Annotated in this window: 18 protein-coding genes and 1 tRNA gene; 9 read left to right on the top strand and 10 right to left on the bottom strand. The window is 59.6% G+C overall.

Translation table 11 applies throughout. The annotated features are described in order from the left end of the window. Positions 1–65 precede the first annotated feature (65 nt). From OS035_RS29910 to OS035_RS29895, 4 genes are read left to right on the top strand one after another with little or no spacing between them, the layout of a single operon-like run. Complete coding sequence (locus OS035_RS29910; RefSeq protein ID WP_183778361.1) at positions 66–983, top strand: carbohydrate ABC transporter permease; 918 nt, start codon at positions 66–68, stop codon at positions 981–983. Next, positions 980–1,843, top strand: coding sequence for a carbohydrate ABC transporter permease (locus OS035_RS29905; protein ID WP_183778359.1), 864 nt, complete (start codon positions 980–982; stop codon positions 1,841–1,843). Before OS035_RS29910 ends, OS035_RS29905 begins: the two co-directional genes overlap by 4 nt. Before the next feature lie 20 nt (positions 1,844–1,863). Next, the gene (locus OS035_RS29900) at positions 1,864–3,786 is read left to right on the top strand and encodes a glycoside hydrolase family 127 protein (protein ID WP_331814604.1); all 1,923 of its coding nucleotides are present in this window, start codon (positions 1,864–1,866) and stop codon (positions 3,784–3,786) included. An 11-nt stretch (positions 3,787–3,797) separates the two neighbouring features. Then, on the top strand, positions 3,798–4,883 hold the full coding sequence (locus OS035_RS29895) for an ABC transporter ATP-binding protein (RefSeq protein ID WP_183778356.1): 1,086 nt from the start codon (positions 3,798–3,800) through the stop codon (positions 4,881–4,883). Between the two features lie 3 nt (positions 4,884–4,886). Here OS035_RS29895 and dxr read toward each other — a convergent pair whose 3' ends face one another. Beyond that, positions 4,887–6,077, bottom strand: coding sequence for a 1-deoxy-D-xylulose-5-phosphate reductoisomerase (gene dxr / locus OS035_RS29890; RefSeq protein ID WP_183778552.1), 1,191 nt, complete (start codon positions 6,075–6,077; stop codon positions 4,887–4,889). Between the two features lie 352 nt (positions 6,078–6,429). Here dxr and OS035_RS29885 point away from each other — a divergent pair, with 352 nt between their 5' ends. Then, the gene (locus tag OS035_RS29885; protein WP_331814602.1) at positions 6,430–7,080 is read left to right on the top strand and encodes a hypothetical protein; all 651 of its coding nucleotides are present in this window, start codon (positions 6,430–6,432) and stop codon (positions 7,078–7,080) included. 76 nt (positions 7,081–7,156) lie between these two features. Next, on the top strand, positions 7,157–7,447 hold the full coding sequence (locus OS035_RS29880) for a BON domain-containing protein (RefSeq protein WP_183778353.1): 291 nt from the start codon (positions 7,157–7,159) through the stop codon (positions 7,445–7,447). A gap of 33 nt (positions 7,448–7,480) precedes the next feature. Here OS035_RS29880 and OS035_RS29875 read toward each other — a convergent pair whose 3' ends face one another. Further along, positions 7,481–7,633, bottom strand: a complete 153-nt coding sequence (locus OS035_RS29875) for a hypothetical protein (RefSeq protein WP_165503973.1) — start codon at positions 7,631–7,633, stop codon at positions 7,481–7,483. Positions 7,634–7,738: 105 nt separating this feature from the next. After that, on the bottom strand, positions 7,739–7,999 hold the full coding sequence (locus OS035_RS29870; RefSeq protein ID WP_003589897.1) for a hypothetical protein: 261 nt from the start codon (positions 7,997–7,999) through the stop codon (positions 7,739–7,741). Between the two features lie 144 nt (positions 8,000–8,143). Between OS035_RS29870 and OS035_RS29865 the strand changes: the two genes are divergently transcribed. Beyond that, positions 8,144–8,662 (top strand): DUF2937 family protein, encoded by a 519-nt coding sequence (locus OS035_RS29865; protein ID WP_183778352.1) that lies wholly within the window; start codon positions 8,144–8,146, stop codon positions 8,660–8,662. 294 nt (positions 8,663–8,956) lie between these two features. On the opposite strand, the gene OS035_RS29860 is transcribed toward OS035_RS29865, so the two are convergent. From OS035_RS29860 to OS035_RS29840, 5 genes are all read right to left on the bottom strand, one after another. After that, a complete protein-coding gene (locus OS035_RS29860; RefSeq protein WP_183778351.1) occupies positions 8,957–10,636 on the bottom strand; it encodes an RNA-directed DNA polymerase in 1,680 nt (559 codons plus the stop codon). Positions 10,637–10,975: 339 nt separating this feature from the next. Continuing rightward, complete coding sequence (locus OS035_RS29855; RefSeq protein WP_331814597.1) at positions 10,976–12,289, bottom strand: RNA-directed DNA polymerase; 1,314 nt, start codon at positions 12,287–12,289, stop codon at positions 10,976–10,978. Then, the gene (locus OS035_RS29850; protein WP_331814595.1) at positions 12,289–13,032 is read right to left on the bottom strand and encodes an SLATT domain-containing protein; all 744 of its coding nucleotides are present in this window, start codon (positions 13,030–13,032) and stop codon (positions 12,289–12,291) included. Before OS035_RS29850 ends, OS035_RS29855 begins: the two co-directional genes overlap by 1 nt. A gap of 490 nt (positions 13,033–13,522) precedes the next feature. Beyond that, positions 13,523–13,599 (bottom strand) — tRNA-Arg (locus OS035_RS29845). Positions 13,600–13,652: 53 nt separating this feature from the next. After that, positions 13,653–14,816, bottom strand: a complete 1,164-nt coding sequence (locus OS035_RS29840; RefSeq protein WP_183778349.1) for a M20 aminoacylase family protein — start codon at positions 14,814–14,816, stop codon at positions 13,653–13,655. 187 nt (positions 14,817–15,003) lie between these two features. On the opposite strand from OS035_RS29840, the gene OS035_RS29835 reads away from it, so the two are divergent. Together OS035_RS29835 and OS035_RS29830 are read left to right on the top strand one after the other, a co-directional pair. Next, the gene (locus OS035_RS29835; RefSeq protein WP_183778347.1) at positions 15,004–16,137 is read left to right on the top strand and encodes a D-alanyl-D-alanine carboxypeptidase family protein; all 1,134 of its coding nucleotides are present in this window, start codon (positions 15,004–15,006) and stop codon (positions 16,135–16,137) included. 23 nt (positions 16,138–16,160) lie between these two features. Then, complete coding sequence (locus OS035_RS29830; RefSeq protein ID WP_331814592.1) at positions 16,161–17,327, top strand: CobW family GTP-binding protein; 1,167 nt, start codon at positions 16,161–16,163, stop codon at positions 17,325–17,327. Here the strand turns inward: OS035_RS29830 and OS035_RS29825 are convergent. Both OS035_RS29825 and OS035_RS29820 read right to left on the bottom strand, forming a co-directional pair. Continuing rightward, positions 17,324–17,548, bottom strand: coding sequence for a sulfurtransferase TusA family protein (locus tag OS035_RS29825; protein ID WP_003589912.1), 225 nt, complete (start codon positions 17,546–17,548; stop codon positions 17,324–17,326). The two genes, OS035_RS29830 and OS035_RS29825, sit on opposite strands and share 4 nt — an antisense overlap. A 5-nt stretch (positions 17,549–17,553) precedes the next feature. Continuing rightward, a complete protein-coding gene (locus OS035_RS29820; protein WP_183778343.1) occupies positions 17,554–18,786 on the bottom strand; it encodes a L,D-transpeptidase family protein in 1,233 nt (410 codons plus the stop codon). Between the last annotated feature and the right edge of the window lie 217 nt (positions 18,787–19,003).

Below are 19,003 nucleotides of genomic sequence, written 5' to 3'. Positions count from 1 at the left end.
GGCCGCGGCCGGGGAGCGGTGGCAGCTTCCCGGCCAATCCCAACCGACAGATGCGGAGCGTTTCGATGACCGGTTCCGGTTCAGAGACCCTATTGCCTCGGCGCAGGCGACGGCGCCAATCGAATTGGCGCGGCCTTGCCTATATCGCCCCGGCCATGGCGCTGGTCATCGTCTTCTTCATCATGCCGGTGCTGTTCACCGGATGGATGAGCCTGCACAACTGGCCGCTGATGGGGGCGTCGCGCTGGATCGGCCTCAACAATTATTATCGCATGGTCAACGACACGCGCTTCGTGACGGCGCTGAATTTCACCGCCTATTATACGGTGATCGTCACCATCGCGATCTTCGCCGTCGCCTTTCCGCTCGCCATCTTCGTCGAGAAGGAACGGCAGTTCGTCAGCGCCTATCGCACCGTCATCTTTCTGCCCGTCGTCGTCGGCCTCGCCACCGCCTCGCTGCTCTGGGTCTGGCTTGCGAATGTCGATAGCGGCTTCATCGGCCCGGCCCTGAAGGCGCTCGGTCTTGTCGAAAAGAGCCCCAATCTGCTGGCGACTTTCGACACCGCCTTCCTGACTGTTGTGGTGATGGTCGTCTGGAAGATCGCCGGTTTCACGATGATCATTCTTCTCACCGGCCTGCAGGCCATTCCCTCCGAACTGACGGAGGCGGCCCGCATCGATGGCGCCGGCCGCTGGCAGCGTTTCCGGCATCTGACGCTGCCGCTGATGCGCAAGACGATCGCGCTGGCACTGATCGTCTCGGTCACCGGCTCGATCCTTGCCTTCGACCAGTTCTACATCATGACCTCGGGCGGGCCGCAGAACAAGATGATCTCGGTCGTCTACTACATCTTCAACCAGTCCTTCGTGTCGTTCAATCTCGGTTATGGCGCGGCACTGTCGATCGTGCTTCTCGCCATCCTGGTGGCGATCAGCATCGTGCAGCTCTGGCTGCTGCGGGTCGGGGAGGAGCGTCCATGAGCACCTCGAGGGAACGCCGTGCCCGCAAGGCCTTCCGCGTGAAATCGGCCTATCATCTCACCGGCATCGCCATCTCGATCTTCTTCCTGGCGCCGTTTGCGATCACGCTGCTCGCCTCCTTCCGCCAGGGGACCGAAGCCAGCCTGCCGCCGCTGCCGCCATGGCCGACCTCGGGCGTCAGCTTCGATGCCTATGCGCTGCTCGATACGTTCGGCGCCGGCATCTGGCGGCACATGATCAATTCGCTGTTCGTCTCGGTCGCCACCGTGGTGCTGACCGTCGCCGTCAGCCTGCTCGCCGGCTACGGCTTCTCGCGCTATCGCTTCCCGATGAAGAATGCGCTCTTCGTGCTGATCATCGCCACGCTGATGATCCCGTTCCAGTCGATCCTGACGCCGCTCTTCATCATCCTGGCAAAGCTCGGCCTCAACAATTCGCTCATCGGGCTGACGCTCGTCTATGTGACGCTGCAGTTGCCCTTCTCCGTCTTCATGATGCGCAATGCCTTCGATGCGGTGCCGAAGGAAATCGAAGAGGCCGCCCGCATCGACGGCGCCCGCGATCTCAGGCTTCTCGCCCGCGTTCTGCTGCCGCTGGTGCTGCCGGGCGTGGCGACGGTCGCGATCTTTGCCTTCCTCAATGCCTGGAACGAGTTTCTCGCCGCCCTGGTACTGCTCTCCAGCAATGAGAAATACACCCTGCCGGTGCTGATGACGGCGGTTCGCGCCGGTCGGCTCGGCGCCATCAACTGGGGAGCGGTGCAGGCCGGTGTTGTCGTCATGACGATCCCTTGCCTGATCGTCTTCCTGCTCCTGCAACGCTACTACATGCGCGGGCTGATGGCCGGCGCGGTGAAATAACCACAGGGAAAGTCGAACCCATGACCAAATCAAGCAACGACCGCCAGTTTCGTCCCGTCGCCGTTCCCGATGTGGAGCTCGGCGGCTTCTGGGGCAAATGGCAGGACGCCGTCTGCAATTCCACCGCCGAGACCCTGCTCGACCGCTGCGTCGAGGCCGGCATGCTGAAGGCGATCGATGTTTCCCAGCCGAGCCCCGGCGTCGTCATTCCCATTCAGCCATGGGGCGGGACGACGCAGATGTTCTGGGATTCCGATCTCGGCAAATCGATCGAGACCATCGCCTATTCGCTCTATCGCCGGCCGAACCCGAAGCTGGAGGCGCGCGCCGATGAGATCATCGACATGTATGAGAGGCTGCAGGATAAGGACGGCTATCTCAACGCCTGGTTCCAGCGCGTCGAGCCCGCCCGCCGCTGGACCAACCTGCGCGACCATCACGAGCTCTATTGCGCCGGCCATCTGATGGAAGCCGCGGTCGCCTATTACCAGGCGACCGGCAAGCGCAAGCTGCTCGATATCATGTGCCGTTTTGCCGATTACATGATCACCATGTTCGGCCATGGCGAAGGCCAGCTCCCCGGCTATTGCGGCCATGAGGAGGTCGAGCTGGCGCTGGTCAAGCTCGCCCGCGTCACCGGCGAAAAGAAATATCTCGAACTGTCGAAATTCTTCATCGACGAGCGCGGCACCGAGCCGCACTTCTTCACGGCGGAAGCCGCTCGCGACGGCCGGAGCGCCGCTGACTTCCATCAGAAGACCTATGAGTATGGCCAGGCACATCAGCCGGTGCGCGAGCAGACCAAGGTCGTCGGCCATGCCGTGCGCGCCATGTATCTCTATTCCGGCATGGCCGATATCGCTACCGAATATAAGGACGACAGCCTGACGGCGGCGCTGGAAACGCTATGGGACGATCTGACCACCAAGCAGATGTACATCACCGGCGGCATCGGCCCGGCCGCCTCCAACGAGGGCTTCACCGATTATTACGACCTGCCCAATGCCACGGCCTACGCCGAGACCTGCGCCTCGGTCGGCCTGGTCTTCTGGGCAAGCCGCATGCTCGGGCGCGGCCCGGACCGGCGTTATGCCGACGTCATGGAGCAGGCGCTTTATAACGGCGCGCTGCCCGGCCTTTCCACCGACGGCAAGACCTTCTTCTACGACAATCCGCTCGAAAGTGCGGGCAAGCATCATCGCTGGAAATGGCATCATTGCCCCTGCTGCCCGCCCAACATCGCCCGGCTGGTGACCTCGATCGGCTCCTATATGTATGCCGTTGCCGACGATGAGATCGCCGTGCATCTCTACGGCGAAAGCACCGCCCGGCTGAAGCTCGCCAACGGCGCCGAAGTCGAACTCGAGCAGACCACCAACTACCCGTGGGATGGCGCGGTCGCCTTTACCACCAGGCTGAAGACGCCGGCCAAATTCGCGCTGTCGCTGCGCATTCCCGATTGGGCCGAGGGGGCCACCCTCAGCGTCAATGGGGAAATGCTCGATCTCGCTGCCAATATCCGCGATGGATATGCCAGGATCGATCGTGAGTGGACCGATGGCGATCGTGTCGCCCTCCACCTGCCGCTGGCATTGCGGCCGCAATATGCCAATCCGAAGGTGCGCCAGGATGCCGGCCGCGTCGCACTGATGCGCGGGCCCCTGGTCTATTGCGTCGAGACGACCGACAATGGCGAGGATCTCAACGCCATCGTCCTGCCCCGTAAACTTCCGGCCGCCGAAACCGTCGTGCTGAAGGATCTCAACGATGCCGTCGCCCTCGATCTCAAGGTCGAGCGCGAGGAGACGTCGAACTGGGGAACACCGCTCTACCGCAATGCGCCGGCCGAAAGGCAGGTCGCCACCGCGCGTTTCGTGCCCTATCATCTCTGGGACAACCGCGCGCCCGGAGAGATGCTCGTCTGGGTCCAGTCGGACAAGTAGGTCGTTTGGGGATGACGAACGGTATGGTTAACAAGAGCGTCGTGCTCCAGGACGTGCGCAAAAGCTATGGCAATCTGCAGGTGGTCCACGGGATCGACCTGACGATCGAAGAGGGTGAATTCGTCGTCTTCGTCGGCCCGTCCGGCTGCGGAAAATCGACGCTGCTTCGCATGATTGCCGGCCTCGAGGATGTGACCGACGGCGAGGTCGAGATCAAGGGACGCATGGTCACCGATCTCGATCCCTCCGAGCGCGGCATCGCCATGGTCTTCCAGTCCTATGCGCTCTATCCGCATATGAGCGTGCGTGACAATCTGGCCTTCGGGCTGAAGATGGCGCGCACCCATGCCGCCGAGATCGAGACGCGGGTGAAGGCCGCCTCCGCCATCCTGAAGATCGATCATCTTCTCGACCGGCGGCCGGGGCAGCTTTCGGGCGGCCAGCGCCAGCGTGTGGCGATCGGCCGGGCGATCGTGCGCAAGCCCGATGTCTTCCTGTTCGACGAGCCGCTGTCCAATCTCGATGCGGAACTCAGGGTGTCGATGCGCATCGAGATCGCCCGCCTGCACCGCGAACTCGGCAATACGATGATCTACGTCACCCACGACCAGACCGAGGCGATGACGCTCGCCGACAAGATCGTCGTGCTGCGCGACGGCCGTGTCGAGCAGGCCGGAACGCCAAGGCAGATCTACGAAGACCCCGCCAATACCTTCGTGGCGGGCTTTATCGGCTCGCCGAGGATGAACCTCTTGATTGCCCGCTGGGGCGAGGCGGGACTGGTCGAAGTCGCCGGCTCCCGCATCGAAACCGCCTTGGTCGGCACGGGCCGGCCGGCCGGAGGCGCGGTGACGCTCGGTCTGCGGCCGGAGCATTTGAAGGTGGCGCCCGATCGGTCGGGCAAGCTGACGGCCACCGTCGATTTCTCGGAATATCTCGGGGGAACGCAATATCTCTACTGCCAGCTTGCCGACGGCCAGTCGCTGACCGTCGAGCACCGCTCACCGATCAGCATCGCGGCAGGCGAGCAGGTCGGCCTGCTGTTCGAACCGTCGGATTGCCGCTTGTTCGACGAGGCAGGCAACCGGCTGCGGTAAGCTTCAGCCGGCGATCTCCAGTTTCATAAGGTCTGCAGCCCTCTGCCGGGCCTGCCGGTCGGCGGCGAAGACATCGTCCATCTCGGCGGCTGGCGGCAGGCCGGCCAGATCGTCCATGACCCTCTCGGTGATCTCGGCCATGGCGAGGAAGGGCAGCCGCCCTTCGATGAAGGCTTCTAGCGCCACTTCCTTGGCGCCGTTCAGCACTGCGCCCTGCACACCGCCGCGCGTCATCGCCAGACGCGCCAGCCGCAAGGCCGGAAACCGCAGCTCGTCCGGCGCCTCGAAATCCAGCCGGGCGAGTTTGGCGAAATCCAGCCGCTCGATCGGCAGGTTCGGCCGGAGCGGAAAAGACAGCGCATAACCGATGGCGGTGCGCATATCGGGGGCGCCGAGCTGGGCCAGCACCGAACCGTCGGTATAGCCGACCATCGAATGGATGATCGATTGCGGATGGATGATGACCTCGATCTGTTCGGGCGTCAGGCCGAACAGATGGCGGGCTTCGATCATTTCAAGCGCCTTGTTGAACATCGAGGCGCTGTCGATCGAGATCTTCAGGCCCATCGACCAGTTCGGGTGGGCGCGCGCGGTTTCCGCCGTCACACCGGCCATCTCCTTCAGCGAGGCGGTGCGGAAGGGGCCGCCCGAAGCCGTCAGCACGACCCGTTCGATGGCATGGCGCTGGTTTTCCTCAAGCACCTGGAAAATCGCATTGTGCTCGCTGTCGACGGGAAGCAGCCTGCCGCCGCCCTTGCGGATGGCGCCGATGAACAGATCGCCGGCCGAGACCAGGCATTCCTTGTTGGCAAGGGCGATATCGGCGCCGCGCCATGCTGCGGCCAGCGTCGGCGCCAGGCCCGCGGTGCCGACGATTGCCGCCATCACCCAGTCGGCCTCGCGGTCGGCCGCTTCCATCAGGCCGGATTTTCCGGATGCGACTTCGATGCCGCTGCCGGAAAGCGCGCTTTTCAGCGCTTCGTAATGCCGGTCGCTTGCCGTCACCGCCATCCCAGCGCCTGAGGCTTTCGCCTGCCGGGCCAGCAATTCGACATTACCGTTGCCGGTCAGCACGGAGATTTCGAAATTCTCCCGTCCGCCCAGGTGATCGACGACATTGAGGGTGTTCTGGCCGATCGAGCCGGTCGAGCCGAAGATGCTGAGGCGCCGCGGCGCGGTTTTGCCGGTCATTATCTGCAATTTCGCGAAAATTTCTCTCGTAGGCTCAGGCTCTACTAGGCTTTGCAGGGGGCGGCAAGTGTGCGGTGCAGCAGATTTCGACCTTGAAGGGGTTTACAGTGCGACGGTTGGATGTGATCCTTGCACCGTTGCTGGCGGATTCGAAATTCGTCGCGCCGTTCACGGTCGCATGGCAATTCAGGACGCCGCGGCGTCCTTCGGAAACGGGCACTGAAGTGTCGTTAGCTTTCCGGCAAACAAATCGAGGATGAACCGGGATGGGCGGCTTGGCCGCAATCCCTCATCGCGTCGCTGCGGGCGCATTGACAGGCGCCGCAGCCCTGTGTCCGTGGAAATGTTGGATTTCATGACGATATTCAAAACAGCCTGCCTTCTCTTCGCCATCCTCTTCTCGCTCGCCTCGGCGGCGAGGGCCGATGACCTGCTGATCTGGGCGCCGGCCAAACTCTCCGACCGGTCCTACAAGGCGACGATGGGTTTCCGCCTGCCGGCGGAATGGGAAACCAGCGCCGGCGCCGATATCGCGCTCGCCTCGACCAAAGGCGGGGCGCCGCTGCCCAATTCCGAGCAGGCAATGCTCTGGGGCAGGATCGTCAGGACAAACGTCACGCCATCAGGCCAATCGCAGCGGGGCGCAAGGATCAGTGTCGATACGCTGCGCGGCAGCGGCGCGCTGACGCTCAGCCGCTCCCGCAGCTGGATCCTGTCGGATTCGCTCGATATGCAGTCGAGCCGGTCCATCAGCGTCCAATACGACGCGGTCGATATCAAACAGGCCTCGGTGACGGCGTCGCAGGCGCTGAAGCTGATCCATCCCTGGACAGGCACTTCCCTTTCGGCAGGCGCCGGCATCAGCAATGCCAGCGGCGATTTTTCGAGTTCGGTTGCCGTCAACCAGGCAATCCTGCCCAACCTCAATCTCGATGCATCGGTCAGCAATCCGTTTTCGGCAGATGAGGCCGGCAGCGTCAATCTGCGCTATCGCCTCAACTGGTAGCCGCCCTGCAACCAAAACCGGCCGACGGGCGTTTCCTCCGCAGGTTTGACGCTCGGATATTGAGGAGAAACGGATCATGGTTTTCAAGGAGCAGACATTCCACGGGCTCGAGCCCGAGATGGAAGCGGAAATTGCCAATCGCGCATCGGTCGAAGCGGCCGTCGCCAACGCGCTGGCGATTGCCGGCGGCATCGATGCATCAGATGTCGAAGTGACGATGGAAAACGAGCACATCGTGCTGACCGGTACGGTCGGCACCGTCGGCGAGATCGAACGGGCGACCGCGGTTGCCAGGGCCGTCGAAGGCGTACATTCGGTGCAGAACCGGATCCTGCTCGGCGGGCCTCCGATCAATGAGCGGCATTGATGCGTCGTCGTCTCTCACTCAGCGCTCAGCCGATCAACCGGCGAAGCGCTCGACGAGGAAGGACGAACCGGCCATGCGATCCGTCTTCTGCAGGGCCACCGGCCCGTGCGGCTGATAGGCGATGGCAAGCAGCACGGCGCTGACGGCGACATAAGCGATTGCCAGAAGAGTCATCTTGATACGCATGACGCTTACTCCTTTCGCGAATAACGCGGCCGATATGGCGAAGTTCCGCGTGACGAAATCGGATGAAAAGCCCGGCCGATCAGCCGGGCTTCGTGCGTGGATCGCCTATCGGCAGACCCTGGTTTCCTTGATGACCGTATGGCCGTGGCGGCGGATTTTTTCCGTCTTGGTAAAGCAGTCGCGGGAAACGTAACGCCGCATATCGTGGCGGTAATAGGGGCTGTGATGCCGGTAATAGGGACGTTCCGAATCACGGTAATACGGGCGCTCATCACCCGTGGTGATCGTCACACTGGCCGCCTGGGACGGCATTGCGGAAAAGATCGATGCGGCAGCAAGCGTGCAGGCAAGAATAATCTGTTTCATGACAAGGCTCTCTTTCTCAGTTGGTCAGGGGAGCAACTCGCTGGAAGCGTTGTCGGTTCAATCACATAGCGTTACCGATTGTGTCGAAGAGAAACCTTTGCGGCCGCGGATCGTTACCGCAGAGAAGCGCCGGAGGCATCGAGAATGGGACCGATTGCAAGGATCATCGCCATCGTTGCCGGGCTTGCCGGCGGCACGGTTTTTTCGCAGGCGCCGGAATTTGCCCAGCAATACCGCCAGCGGATCGGCGGCGCGATCGACGAATTGCGCGCCATCGTCGAGGATTTCAACAGACAGGCCGCCGACCACCACCTCGATCGCCAGCAGGCGCTGAACACCTACGCGCAATCCTCCGACGATTTCCTCCGCGACCGCGGCGTCTCGATGCAAAGCACGATCACGCGCTACGAAACCCTGCAGTCGCAGCAACTGAAACTCGCCACTGCGGACCCGGTCGCCAAGCCTTTCGTGTTGATGGGGGAGCCGGATGATGTGGTTTTTGCCAATACTTGGCGGGACTTTGTCCCGGGTGTGCCCGTCAGTTTTGCGGGTCTTGTCTGGGGTGCGATTGGTTTTGTCGGTGGGTGGGTGGTGGCGGCGCTCGCGGGGTTGGGAGCACGGCGGGTTGCGCGGAGACGAAAAGGTGTTCGTCCGGCGATTTGACCGCACGGCGAAGGCTGCTGCGTTCGCATAGGCTCGCCCATCACGGCACAGTCACTTGTTCAGTCGGGTCTTATGGCCGGCTAGCGAGCAGGGTGACCGAGAACTAGATCATGGAAGAACTGATCGAGTCGATAACCTGGCTCGCTCTTTGCGGATCAAAAGCCGTGCCGCCGTGAACTCACGCCTTTATTCCGGCGATCACGAGCTCAGTCAGGTGCCGGTGACACTCGAGCGTTTTGGTAGCGGGCATGGGCGCGTTTGAAATGGTATTTGATGGATAATTCATCGTCTGTACTAGTAAGAATCGACGTCAGTTTGCAACGCGTCGAGGTCACCAAAATCGATGTCGTCAAAGTCGTTGTCTGGGCCCGGGGTAAAGTCGTCCTGTGCTGCTATCAATTTCGATACGCGATTTTCTCTTTGCCGCTCCTTCAGAACTTGTGACAAATCTCTCTTGGCGCTCGTCATGTTAAAGAAGCTCATTTTCTCGTGAAGGAACAGACCATAGAAAGGATCGCTCTCGCAATATGAGACGTCGTTCTGCCATTCATTTCTTGCAGCCTCGTATGCGAATAGGAACATGTTGGAGCGGAGCCCCTCGGAATTCGCATAGGACTGCCAGTATGACGTATCAATCGCCCCATTTATCAGCCCTTGAGCCTCGGCGAAGGTGGCGAGCATAGCGATCATTGGATTCGGAATCCGCACGCACATTGACAATGCCTCTCCATCGATCTTGATATCCAGCGCGCAGGCCAGATAAAGGAGCCAGATGATCTCCCCGGTGCGCTGATTTGCGCCCAGCACCGGCAGGCGTGCCGCGATGAAATCCGACAATGCTGACATGTCGAGATCATTTCGGGCTGCCTGGCGCAAGAGAAGCGCTTCGACAAGCGTGTCGATCAGCGTGGAATTCTTACGGTAGGATGAGACTAAGTGTTCCTGAAGAAAACTCCAGTCGGCGCTCTCCACGAACGCCTTTCGACAAATTGACATCGCGAATTTCTCGACGTTCAGGTTCATGTGACGTTTTGACATGTCGTGAACAATGTAAAAGAAGCGCTCGAATGCAGCTTTGTCCGGCTTTTCCGGAAGATAAGACCTCATATAGTCTTGCCATCCTACATAGGCCAAATGGTTTGTAGGCTCGATGTTGGTTTTGTCTTTGCCGATGTCGAGTTCGAATTCGGATGCGGCGCGTCTGACTTCTGCGATTATCCTATGGCCGTCTTCGATGGAGTTGCAGCCGAACGTGAAGTCGTCGACGAACCTCGAAGCGTCACCTTTGTTCATTCGCAGGATGTCATCGATCTTTGCGTCTATTTTGGAAGCGATCACTTCCGCAAGGATACGCGAAGTGTCAGGGCCAACCGGCAGCCCGGTCGTTTGACCCCCTTGAGCATTTCGAACTAGCAAACTGAGTTCATTTCCATAAAGCAAAGGGCTGACACCCGTCTTCGTGCCTTTTCCATGTATCGCCCATGGAATCGAGCCGGTGTACACCGAATGATAAAAGGCACGCACGTCCGTAGTGACTGTGTACTCAAATCGCGGTGACAACTGGGAAGTAAACTCATCTCGCTTGGTAAACGCGGGCCTTCGCAGCGCCCTTTGTCCTCCCCAGTCGAAGGTCGACGCCGACAGCGAATAGTGGGATTGCCGTTCGACCAGTCGGAGTTTCGAATAATGTTTGGCGATCAGTGCCGAGGTGACCAGATGAGAAATCGGATTAACTACGGAGTGGAGGCGATCCGTATTGTTGAACCGCGGATGATAGAAGGTCGCCTTTTCCGAAACGAAGCTCTGATAGGCTGGCTTGCCCTTGAGTTTTGGTAGTGCCTTTATTTGTTTGAAAAGCAAGGCTCCCTTTGCACCGAAGCCGCGTGATGAAAAACATGGCGGAAGTTCCGGCGCGAAGTAGCCGTAGTCGAGAAACTTTTGATGCCGCGCCGCTTTGGACCAAATTTTTACCACAACCGGTTTCCTGAACATAAGTTACGACTAGGGGACACTTCTAAAGCCACTTCAGGTTGATGAAGCAAGGGCAATTTTAGGACGGCCACCACTGCCACAGGCCTGCCTGCAAAGTCCTGTCATGCTAATTATCTCGGCGGTAACCTGGGATTCAATGAGAAGCGAGATATTTGGCAGCGAGGCGAATCGTACATAGGCCAATCTGCCACTGACGGTGTGGGCTCCGAGGCGCAGCCTTGCGTAAAGGTCGATGACAGGCTGACATCGTATTCGAAAGGGGGTGCGATATTGCCAGATGGCCGTGCGCACTTTCAGGTCGGCACCCTTTGTGCCCAACCGTCAACTAACGGGCGTGATGTCCTTTTCCAGCTCGGTGACCTCTTTTTTGATCAGCCGCTTGAAAGTCTTCGTAATCTCATCCTGGGTCCAGTTCTGAACGGCGAGAGGGTCGATATTCAGGATGTCGCCGATGAACTGCATTTTCTGCTCCATCGTGTAGTCATCAAATTTTGGAATGTATTTGGTGGCCGCCACATTAAATTTTATTTCGTGATAGGCTTTGACAAATGTCTTCGGCTTTCCGTATTTTTCCATGCCGTACTTCTTCCAGAGAAGGGTGACGAAACGATCCAACCGGCTGAGTTGCTTGATGTCCTCCGACATGGAAAAGAAGAACATCCATCCGTATCTTTTGCCATTTACAATGCAGCCGGTGATCTTCAAATTGAGTTTTAGGAGTGCTTTTCGATTGGTGGGCTTGTGTTTGGCAGACGTCATCACAGCCATGATCTTTTCCATCATCCTGTGATACGAACTCCGCCGGACCGAAATCATGCTCGGCGTGATATGGTAGCCAAGGTACTCGACCCCATATGAGAGGGGCGCAATTTTCGTCTTGCCGCCCGGCACATTAGGATGGACTTTCAGTCCAATCCGCGCCAGCTTGCGGCTCATTTTGACTAGGTTTTTCCCCGCGTTCGCAGTCTTGCAGATGATAAGAATGTCATCGACATAACGAAAATATCCGAACTGGTCTTGCGCTTCGGAATCGATCTTACTCATGTAGATCGACGAGAGCACGTTTGATATGCTGAGGCCTTGCGGTACGCCACGTTCATTTATAGTCGCGCCGCCGGTGGGCGTGCGAACCGCGCCAAGGACAAGCGCGAGAAAGTCCTTATCCCGTATGCGCACCCTCAGGCGCGTTAGAAGTTCGTCGTGAACAAGGCTTGGGTAAAAATCCTGGACATCCAGTTGCACGAAAGAATAGTCGTCCCCAAGTGATCCGATGTAGTCCTTGATTTTGGAGATAAATTGATGTGGGAGCGGTTGTTTCGCCTGGACGAATACGGCGGACAGGCAGTTGTTCAACGCCCGCAACGTCACTCGATCTCGGACGCCCGCGATCGAGATTTCTCTTGGGGGCTTTCCCGCGCCCTTCAAGATCAACCGTTGCTTAAACGATGTGAACTTGTAGCTTCGCGAGAAGACATTTTTCCGGATGAGGGCAAGCTCGGTATCGATATTCTGCTGAAACGCGTACGGATGGATCCCATCCTTCCCTACCGTATGGCTCTGGGAAATTCGCTCGTCGAAGATTGATTTGAGGTTGCCAAGCGAGAAGTGCTCAGCGAACAAATCCTTGGTTGACATTACTGGGCCCGGAGCGTCAGGAACGGCCACAATAGGAAGACGATCGGGCTTACGAACAGTACGATCAGTAATCCATAATAAAATGCTCCCCTTGCTAGCCAGGAACACATCATAGGGTAGGTGTGGGTGAGATCTTTTCCATCAATGCTGAGGCTTTTTCCCTCGAGGACAGTATGATTGACAATCAAGTCCTTGTAATCGTGTGGAGAATGGTTGGGGAAGTCCATAAGGATGTCGCGATACTTCAGCTTTTTTTCGTCATCCGCAAGTACCTCGTCGTACAAACGTTGGAGCTTCAGATAGCATTCGCGAAATGAGGCAGCTCGAGCTTCCAGACGGAAGCCTGCGGCAACCAACGACGCCACGAGCACTATGACAGATGCGGCGAGGTTAATTTGGTCCAGTGCAGGGTATGGGGCTTTGTAGTAGTTCGCAAAGATAGACAGGATCACGGTGAATAGCGAATAGTAAGTGACGGCAAGGTACGAAACATTTTGGTTTCGTATTGCCTTTCTTTCAGCAATCATTCGCACGCGTGAGGTAATCCAAATCGTATCGTTAATGTGACTCACTATCGTTATACCATTCCAATTGAGGCGAAGGTGGTGCGGGCGCAAAACCTCATAATCATAACACTCGCGATATGCGAATGCAGCCAAAGCCGAGGCATAGCCCCATTGTATAACCGTGACCCAACGAAAGCTGAGCCAGCGAACTAACGCTCCGCCCGCACCGCGTTGCACTTAACTTTAAATAGAATAAAATTCAACTGTGTCGTGCGTAATTTAAAGAGTCATGGAGGGTGGCACACGGTGGATGGCATAAAAGGATGGAAATATCGGCTGTCGACCCTAGTAAGAAGCAGATGGCGGTTCGTTGCGAACCGATGGCTCCGGTGGCGGTGCCCACAGGAGGTCGCAATTCTTCAACGGGCGATGAAACTAGGCAGCCTCGATTTCAGTGCACTTTGCCTACTGTGGTCGCCGAATCCAGCGTCGACTTGCGCGGCCTTGCAGAAGAATTGGTGAAAAGTCGGCTTTTGGCGGAACACATCGCGCAGCCTATAGGGTTGACCATACAAACTGCGATCTCACCAAACAAAAGGATGTGGCTTGCGACGAAGGCAGGCCTACTTGACCTTTCGGTGAAATAAACGAATTCCGGATCGAATTAAAACAGGTCCCCATCTTTCAGATTCGCCTGACTTTAAGTCGTTAATTGTCATTGAAACAATGGTGATCCCGACGCGATTCGAACGCGTGACCCCCAGATTAGGAATCTGGTGCTCTATCCTGCTGAGCTACGGGACCACTGGATGCCATGCATACAAAAGGCTTGGCGGGAAGCCAAGCCTTAATTGTTGTCAAAGACCGAGGCGCTGCTCGGCCAGGCGGACCCAGTAGGAGATGCCGTGGGCGATGGCTTCGTCGTTGAAGTCGTAGGCCGGGTTGTGCAGGCCGGCGCTGTCGCCGTTGCCGATGAAGATGAAGGCGCCGGGGCGGGCGTTCAGCATGTAGGAGAAATCCTCGCCACCCATCATCGGGTCGATCTCGGGATTGACGTTGCCTTCGCCGGCAATGGCGCTGGCGGTGGCGACCGCATGCTCGGTCTCGTCGGGGTGGTTGATGGTGACGGGGTAGTTGCGGTTGAAGCCGATCTCGGCCTCGGCGCCGTGGGCGGCGGAGATGCCCTCGACGATCTGGCGGAACCGGGTCTCGGCCAGCGTGCGCACCTCCGGGTCGAGGGTGCGCACCGTGCCGGCGAAGGTCGCATCGTTCGGGATGACGTTATGGGCGAAACCGGCATTGAACTTGGTCACCGAGACGACGACCGAGCTGATCGGATCGGCGGTGCGCGAGGCGATCATCTGCAGGTTGGCGACGATCTGGGCGCCGATGGCGATCGGGTCGATCGTCCGGTGCGGCTGGGCGGCGTGGCCGCCGCGGCCCTTGATGGTGACGGTGAATTCGTCGGTCGCCGCCATGATCGCGCCCTTGCGGGTAGCGAACTGTCCCACCGGCAGGCCCGGCAGATTGTGCATGCCGTAGACCTCTTCGATGCCGAAGCGCTCCATCATGCCGTCCTTGACCATCAGGTTGCCGCCGCCGCCGCCCTCTTCGGCGGGCTGGAAGATGACGGCGATATTGCCGTTGAAGTTGCGCGTTTCGGCCAGGTATTTCGCCGCGCCGAGCAGCATGGCGGTGTGGCCGTCATGGCCGCAGGCATGCATCTTGCCCGGCGTCTTCGAGGCCCAGGGCTTGCCTGATATTTCGGTCAGCGGCAGGGCGTCCATGTCGGCGCGTAGGCCGACGGTGCGGCGGCCTTCGCCCTTGCCCTTGATCAGGCCGACGACGCCGGTGCGGCCGATGCCGGTGACGATCTCGTCGACGCCGAATTCCTTGAGCTTTTCAGCGACGAAGGCGGCCGTATTCTCAACCGCGAAGAGGAGCTCGGGCCGGGCGTGGATATGACGGCGCCATTCGGCGACCTCGTCCTGCAATTCGGCGGCTCTGTTCAAAATCGGCATGTTGGCGTTCCTGTTATGAAATCCCGGCAATCGTTCATCGCATCACAAGGACGTGAGGCGGGGGGCGTGAGGCGGCTGAGGCGTGAGCCTGTGGAAATTACTTAGTCAATGACCTTTGCCATGTCATAGCCATATAGGCTAAATAGGGGAAGGTTTCGAGATTTTCCTGATATCCGAAGGACAAAGCGTGTCGACGAGCCACTTCCGTTTGTTTGCCGCCTTGCGGCCGCTGAGTTTCGCGGTCGCCGCGACGGCTGGTTTTCTTGCCTCCGTTCCGCTCGCCGCCGCCAATCCGCATATTCTCGTCGATGTGCAGACCGGCCGCGTGCTCGAGCATGAAGAAGCTTTCCGCAAATGGTATCCGGCCTCGCTCACCAAGCTGATGACCGTCTATACCGTGTTCGATGCGATCCGGGCCGGGCAGATCAGCCTCGATACGCCTGTCGTCATGAGCAAGCGCGCCGCCGCGCAACCGGCCGCCAAGATGTATTTCAAGCCGGGCCAGAAGCTGACGCTCGACAGCGCGCTGAAGATCCTGATGGTGAAATCGGCCAACGACATCGCCGTTGCGGTCGCCGAAGCCATCGGCGGCACGCAGGAAGGCTTCGTGACGCGGATGAACGGCGAGGCGCTGAAGCTCGGCATGACGGATTCGCATTTCGTCAATCCGAACGGCCTGCCGGGCAAGGGGCAATATACGACGGCGCGCGATCTTGCGGTGCTGACCGTGGCGCTGCGCCGCGATTTTCCGCAATATGCCAGCTATTTCGCGCTTGAGGGTTTCACCAACGGCCAGCAGAACGTGCCGAGCCTCAACATGCTGATCGGCCGCTTCGCCGGCGCCGACGGCATGAAGACCGGCTTCATCTGCGCCTCGGGCTTCAACCAGATCGGTTCGGCGACCCGCAACGGCCGCACCATCGTCTCGGTCGTGCTCGGCACCGACAGCCTGGCGGCGCGCGCCGATGCAACGGCGAACCTGTTGCAGAAGGGCTTCACCGCGCAGTTTCCCGGCAATGAAACGCTCGGTTCGCTGCGGCCCTACGGGCAGGGACAGGACCAGGTAACCGATATCTCCGCCGACATCTGCAGCGCCAAGGGCGCCAAGATACGCAGCGAAACGCGCGACGAAGTCGGCCGCATGCGGGTGCAGTCGCCTTATATCCAGGAAATGGACCACGATCCGCGCTTCGTCTTTGCCGGCCTCATTCCCGGTCAGGACCCGCAGCCGGCGGCACAGCCGGAAAAGGTTGCGACCGGCGATACGGCTGGCGGCATCGCCAACGTGCCGGTGCCGATGCCGCGCCCGACATCTTTCTAAGATAAGCTTTAAGGTCGAACGACATGAGCGCGCTCAACGACAGGATTCCGGTCACCATCCTGACCGGCTTTCTCGGTGCCGGCAAATCGACGCTGCTCAACCGCATCCTCAAAGATAGCGAGATGAAGGATGCGGCCGTCATCATCAATGAATTCGGCGATGTCGGGATCGATCATCTCTTGGTCGAAAGCTCTGGAGATTCGATCATCGAGCTCGCGGATGGCTGCCTCTGCTGCACCGTGCGCGGCGAGTTGGTCGACACGCTGGCAAACTTGATGGATGCCGTGCAGACGGGCCGGGTCAAGCCGGTGAAGCGTGTCGTCATCGAGACGACGGGCCTTGCCGATCCCGCTCCGGTCATGCAGGCGATCATGGGCAATCCGATCATCGCCCAAAATTTCGAACTCGACGGCGTCGTGACCGTGGTGGATGCAGTGAACGGGCTGCAGACGCTCGACAATCACGAGGAAGCACGCAAGCAGGCGGCGGTCGCCGACCGGCTGATCGTCTCGAAGAAGGCGATGGCTGAGGCAACGGACGAGCTGGAACAGCGCCTGCGCGCGCTCAATCCGCGCGCCGCGATGATGGATGCCGACAGCACTGAGGCCGGCAGCGCCGCAGTGCTCGTCAACGGGCTCTACGATCCGGCGACGAAGATCGCCGATGTCGGCCGCTGGCTGCAGGACGAGGATGCGCACGAGGCGCACCACAATCACGCTCACGATCATCATCATGCGGATCATCACGGCCACCACCATCATGATCATGATGGCGATCACGCGCATCAGGACCCGCATGACGTCAACCGTCACGATGCTTCGATCCGCTCTTTCTCGATCATCGAGGAAAAGCCGATCGATCCGATGGCGCTCGACATGTTCATCGATCTGCTGCGCTCGGCCCATGGCGAGAAGCTGCTCAGAATGAAGGCGATCGTTTCCGTCTCCGACCGGCCGGGACGGCCATTGGTGCTGCACGGCGTGCAGAGCATCTTCCATCCGCCGGTGCGGCTTGCCGCCTGGCCGGATCCCGGCGACCGGCGCACGCGCATGGTTCTGATCACCAAGGATCTGCCCGAGGCCTTCGTCAAGGATCTGTTCGACGCCTTCCTCGGCAAGCCGCGCATCGACATGCCGGATCGGGCGGCGCTGTCCGACAATCCGCTCGCCATTCCCGGCATGCGAATCTAGCCCTTTCGGATCAGGAAGCGGTGGCCGGTTTCGGTCTTTTCGGTCTCGACCAGCTCGTGGCCGTCCTCATTGCAGAAATGCGGCATGTCGATCACCGCCAGCGGATCGGTGGTGTCGACGCGGATGAGCGTGCCGCTTGCCATGGCGGCAAGCTTCTTGCGTGTCTTGATCACGGGGAAGGGGCATTTCAGGCCGCGCAGATCGTAGAGAACGGGGTTCAAGCCGTTCAGTTCCGCGCCCAGAATTTCCAGAACGGCTTCTTTGCCGCAGCTTCCGCGGTTTCCTGCGGTTCGGGCGCCGTAAAGGCCAGCGGGTTCTGCGTCGGCACCGGCACGACCGCAGGGGTGGCGGCGGCGACGGCCATTGGCTGCGCCTGCGGCTGGGCAGGGGCAACAGGCGTGGCGCCCGGCGCGGATTTGGCGGCGAGGCCCTGGGCGGTGCGCTTGGCCATCATGTCTTCGAGTTCGGCGACCTTGACCATGCGGCCGGCCTCCAGCGAGGTGCCGGTCGGGGCATAAGCGAGTTCGCGGCCCTTGCGCGTCTTGGCGACCACGGCCTTGCGCTCGGCTTCGGAGGGGTCGTACCAGGCCATGCCGTCGAATTTGCTCATCGCCTTGGCATAATCGGCATCATAGGTCTTGCCGTAGGAGGCAAGGGCGGCCGTCAAGGCCGGCGGCGTCGACATGGCAGGGCATTTGCCGGCGGCATTGAAGGCGCCGCCATCGGTTGCCTGCTGGTTGAAGACATATTTCTTCTCGCAGACGGCCACCTCGGGCGGGCGCTTCGTCACTTCGAAATTGTCGTAGCCGACCTTCAGCATCTTCCAGAAGTCGTAGCTTGGGTCGAGGCGATGCTTGACCATGTTTTCCGCCGTCATGCGGAAGGGGAAGGCCTGCAGTTGTACGGTCGCCTGGCCGCCCTTGAAGGCGTCGCGGGCAAAGGCGTAAATTTCCAGCACCTGCTGGTCGGTCATCGAATAGCAGCCGGAGGACGAGCAGGCGCCATGGATCATCAGATCGGAGCCGGTGCGGCCGTTCGCCGCGTCGTAGCGGTTCGGGAAGCCGGTGTTGATCGCCAGATAATATTTCGAGTTGGGGTTCAGGTTGGCGCGCGTCAGATCGTAAAAACCTTCCGGCGCCTGCCGGTCGCCGGTCTTTACCTTCGGGCCGAGACGGCCCGACCAGGCGCAGATCTTGTAGTCGGCGATCTTGTCGAAACGGTTGTCGGTCTTCGCCTTCCAGATCTCCATGGCACCTTCTTCCTTGAAGATGCGAATCATGATCGGCGAATTGCGGTCCATGCCCTTGGCCGACATGGCGGTAAGGATATGTGGCGGAAGCGGTTGCTCGACCTTGTTCTTGACCTTGGAGAGATCGACCTGCGCGGTTTCCAACGCGTCATTGCAGCCGGTCAGAGCCAGCGCCATGAGGGAAACATAGGCAAAATAACGTATGCGCATCCAAACTAGCCCATAAAGATAATGCGACCCGGTCCGCCTATGGAGTTCGGGCATCAGACGGAATCATAGGCGGCTTATACTTTACAAATCCTTACCAGCCTATGACGTGCCCTGAACATCCCCGCAAGCGCGATTGCTACAGATAATATCAATGTGGCCAAGATTTGGCCCCAATCGGTGAAAGCAAAACTTGTCTCGGACATGATGCCGAAAAGTC

Source organism: Rhizobium sp. 268, from assembly GCF_036571585.1.
Taxonomy (GTDB): Bacteria; Pseudomonadota; Alphaproteobacteria; order Rhizobiales; family Rhizobiaceae; genus Rhizobium; species Rhizobium redzepovicii.
This window is presented reverse-complemented; position numbering and strand designations above follow the sequence as displayed.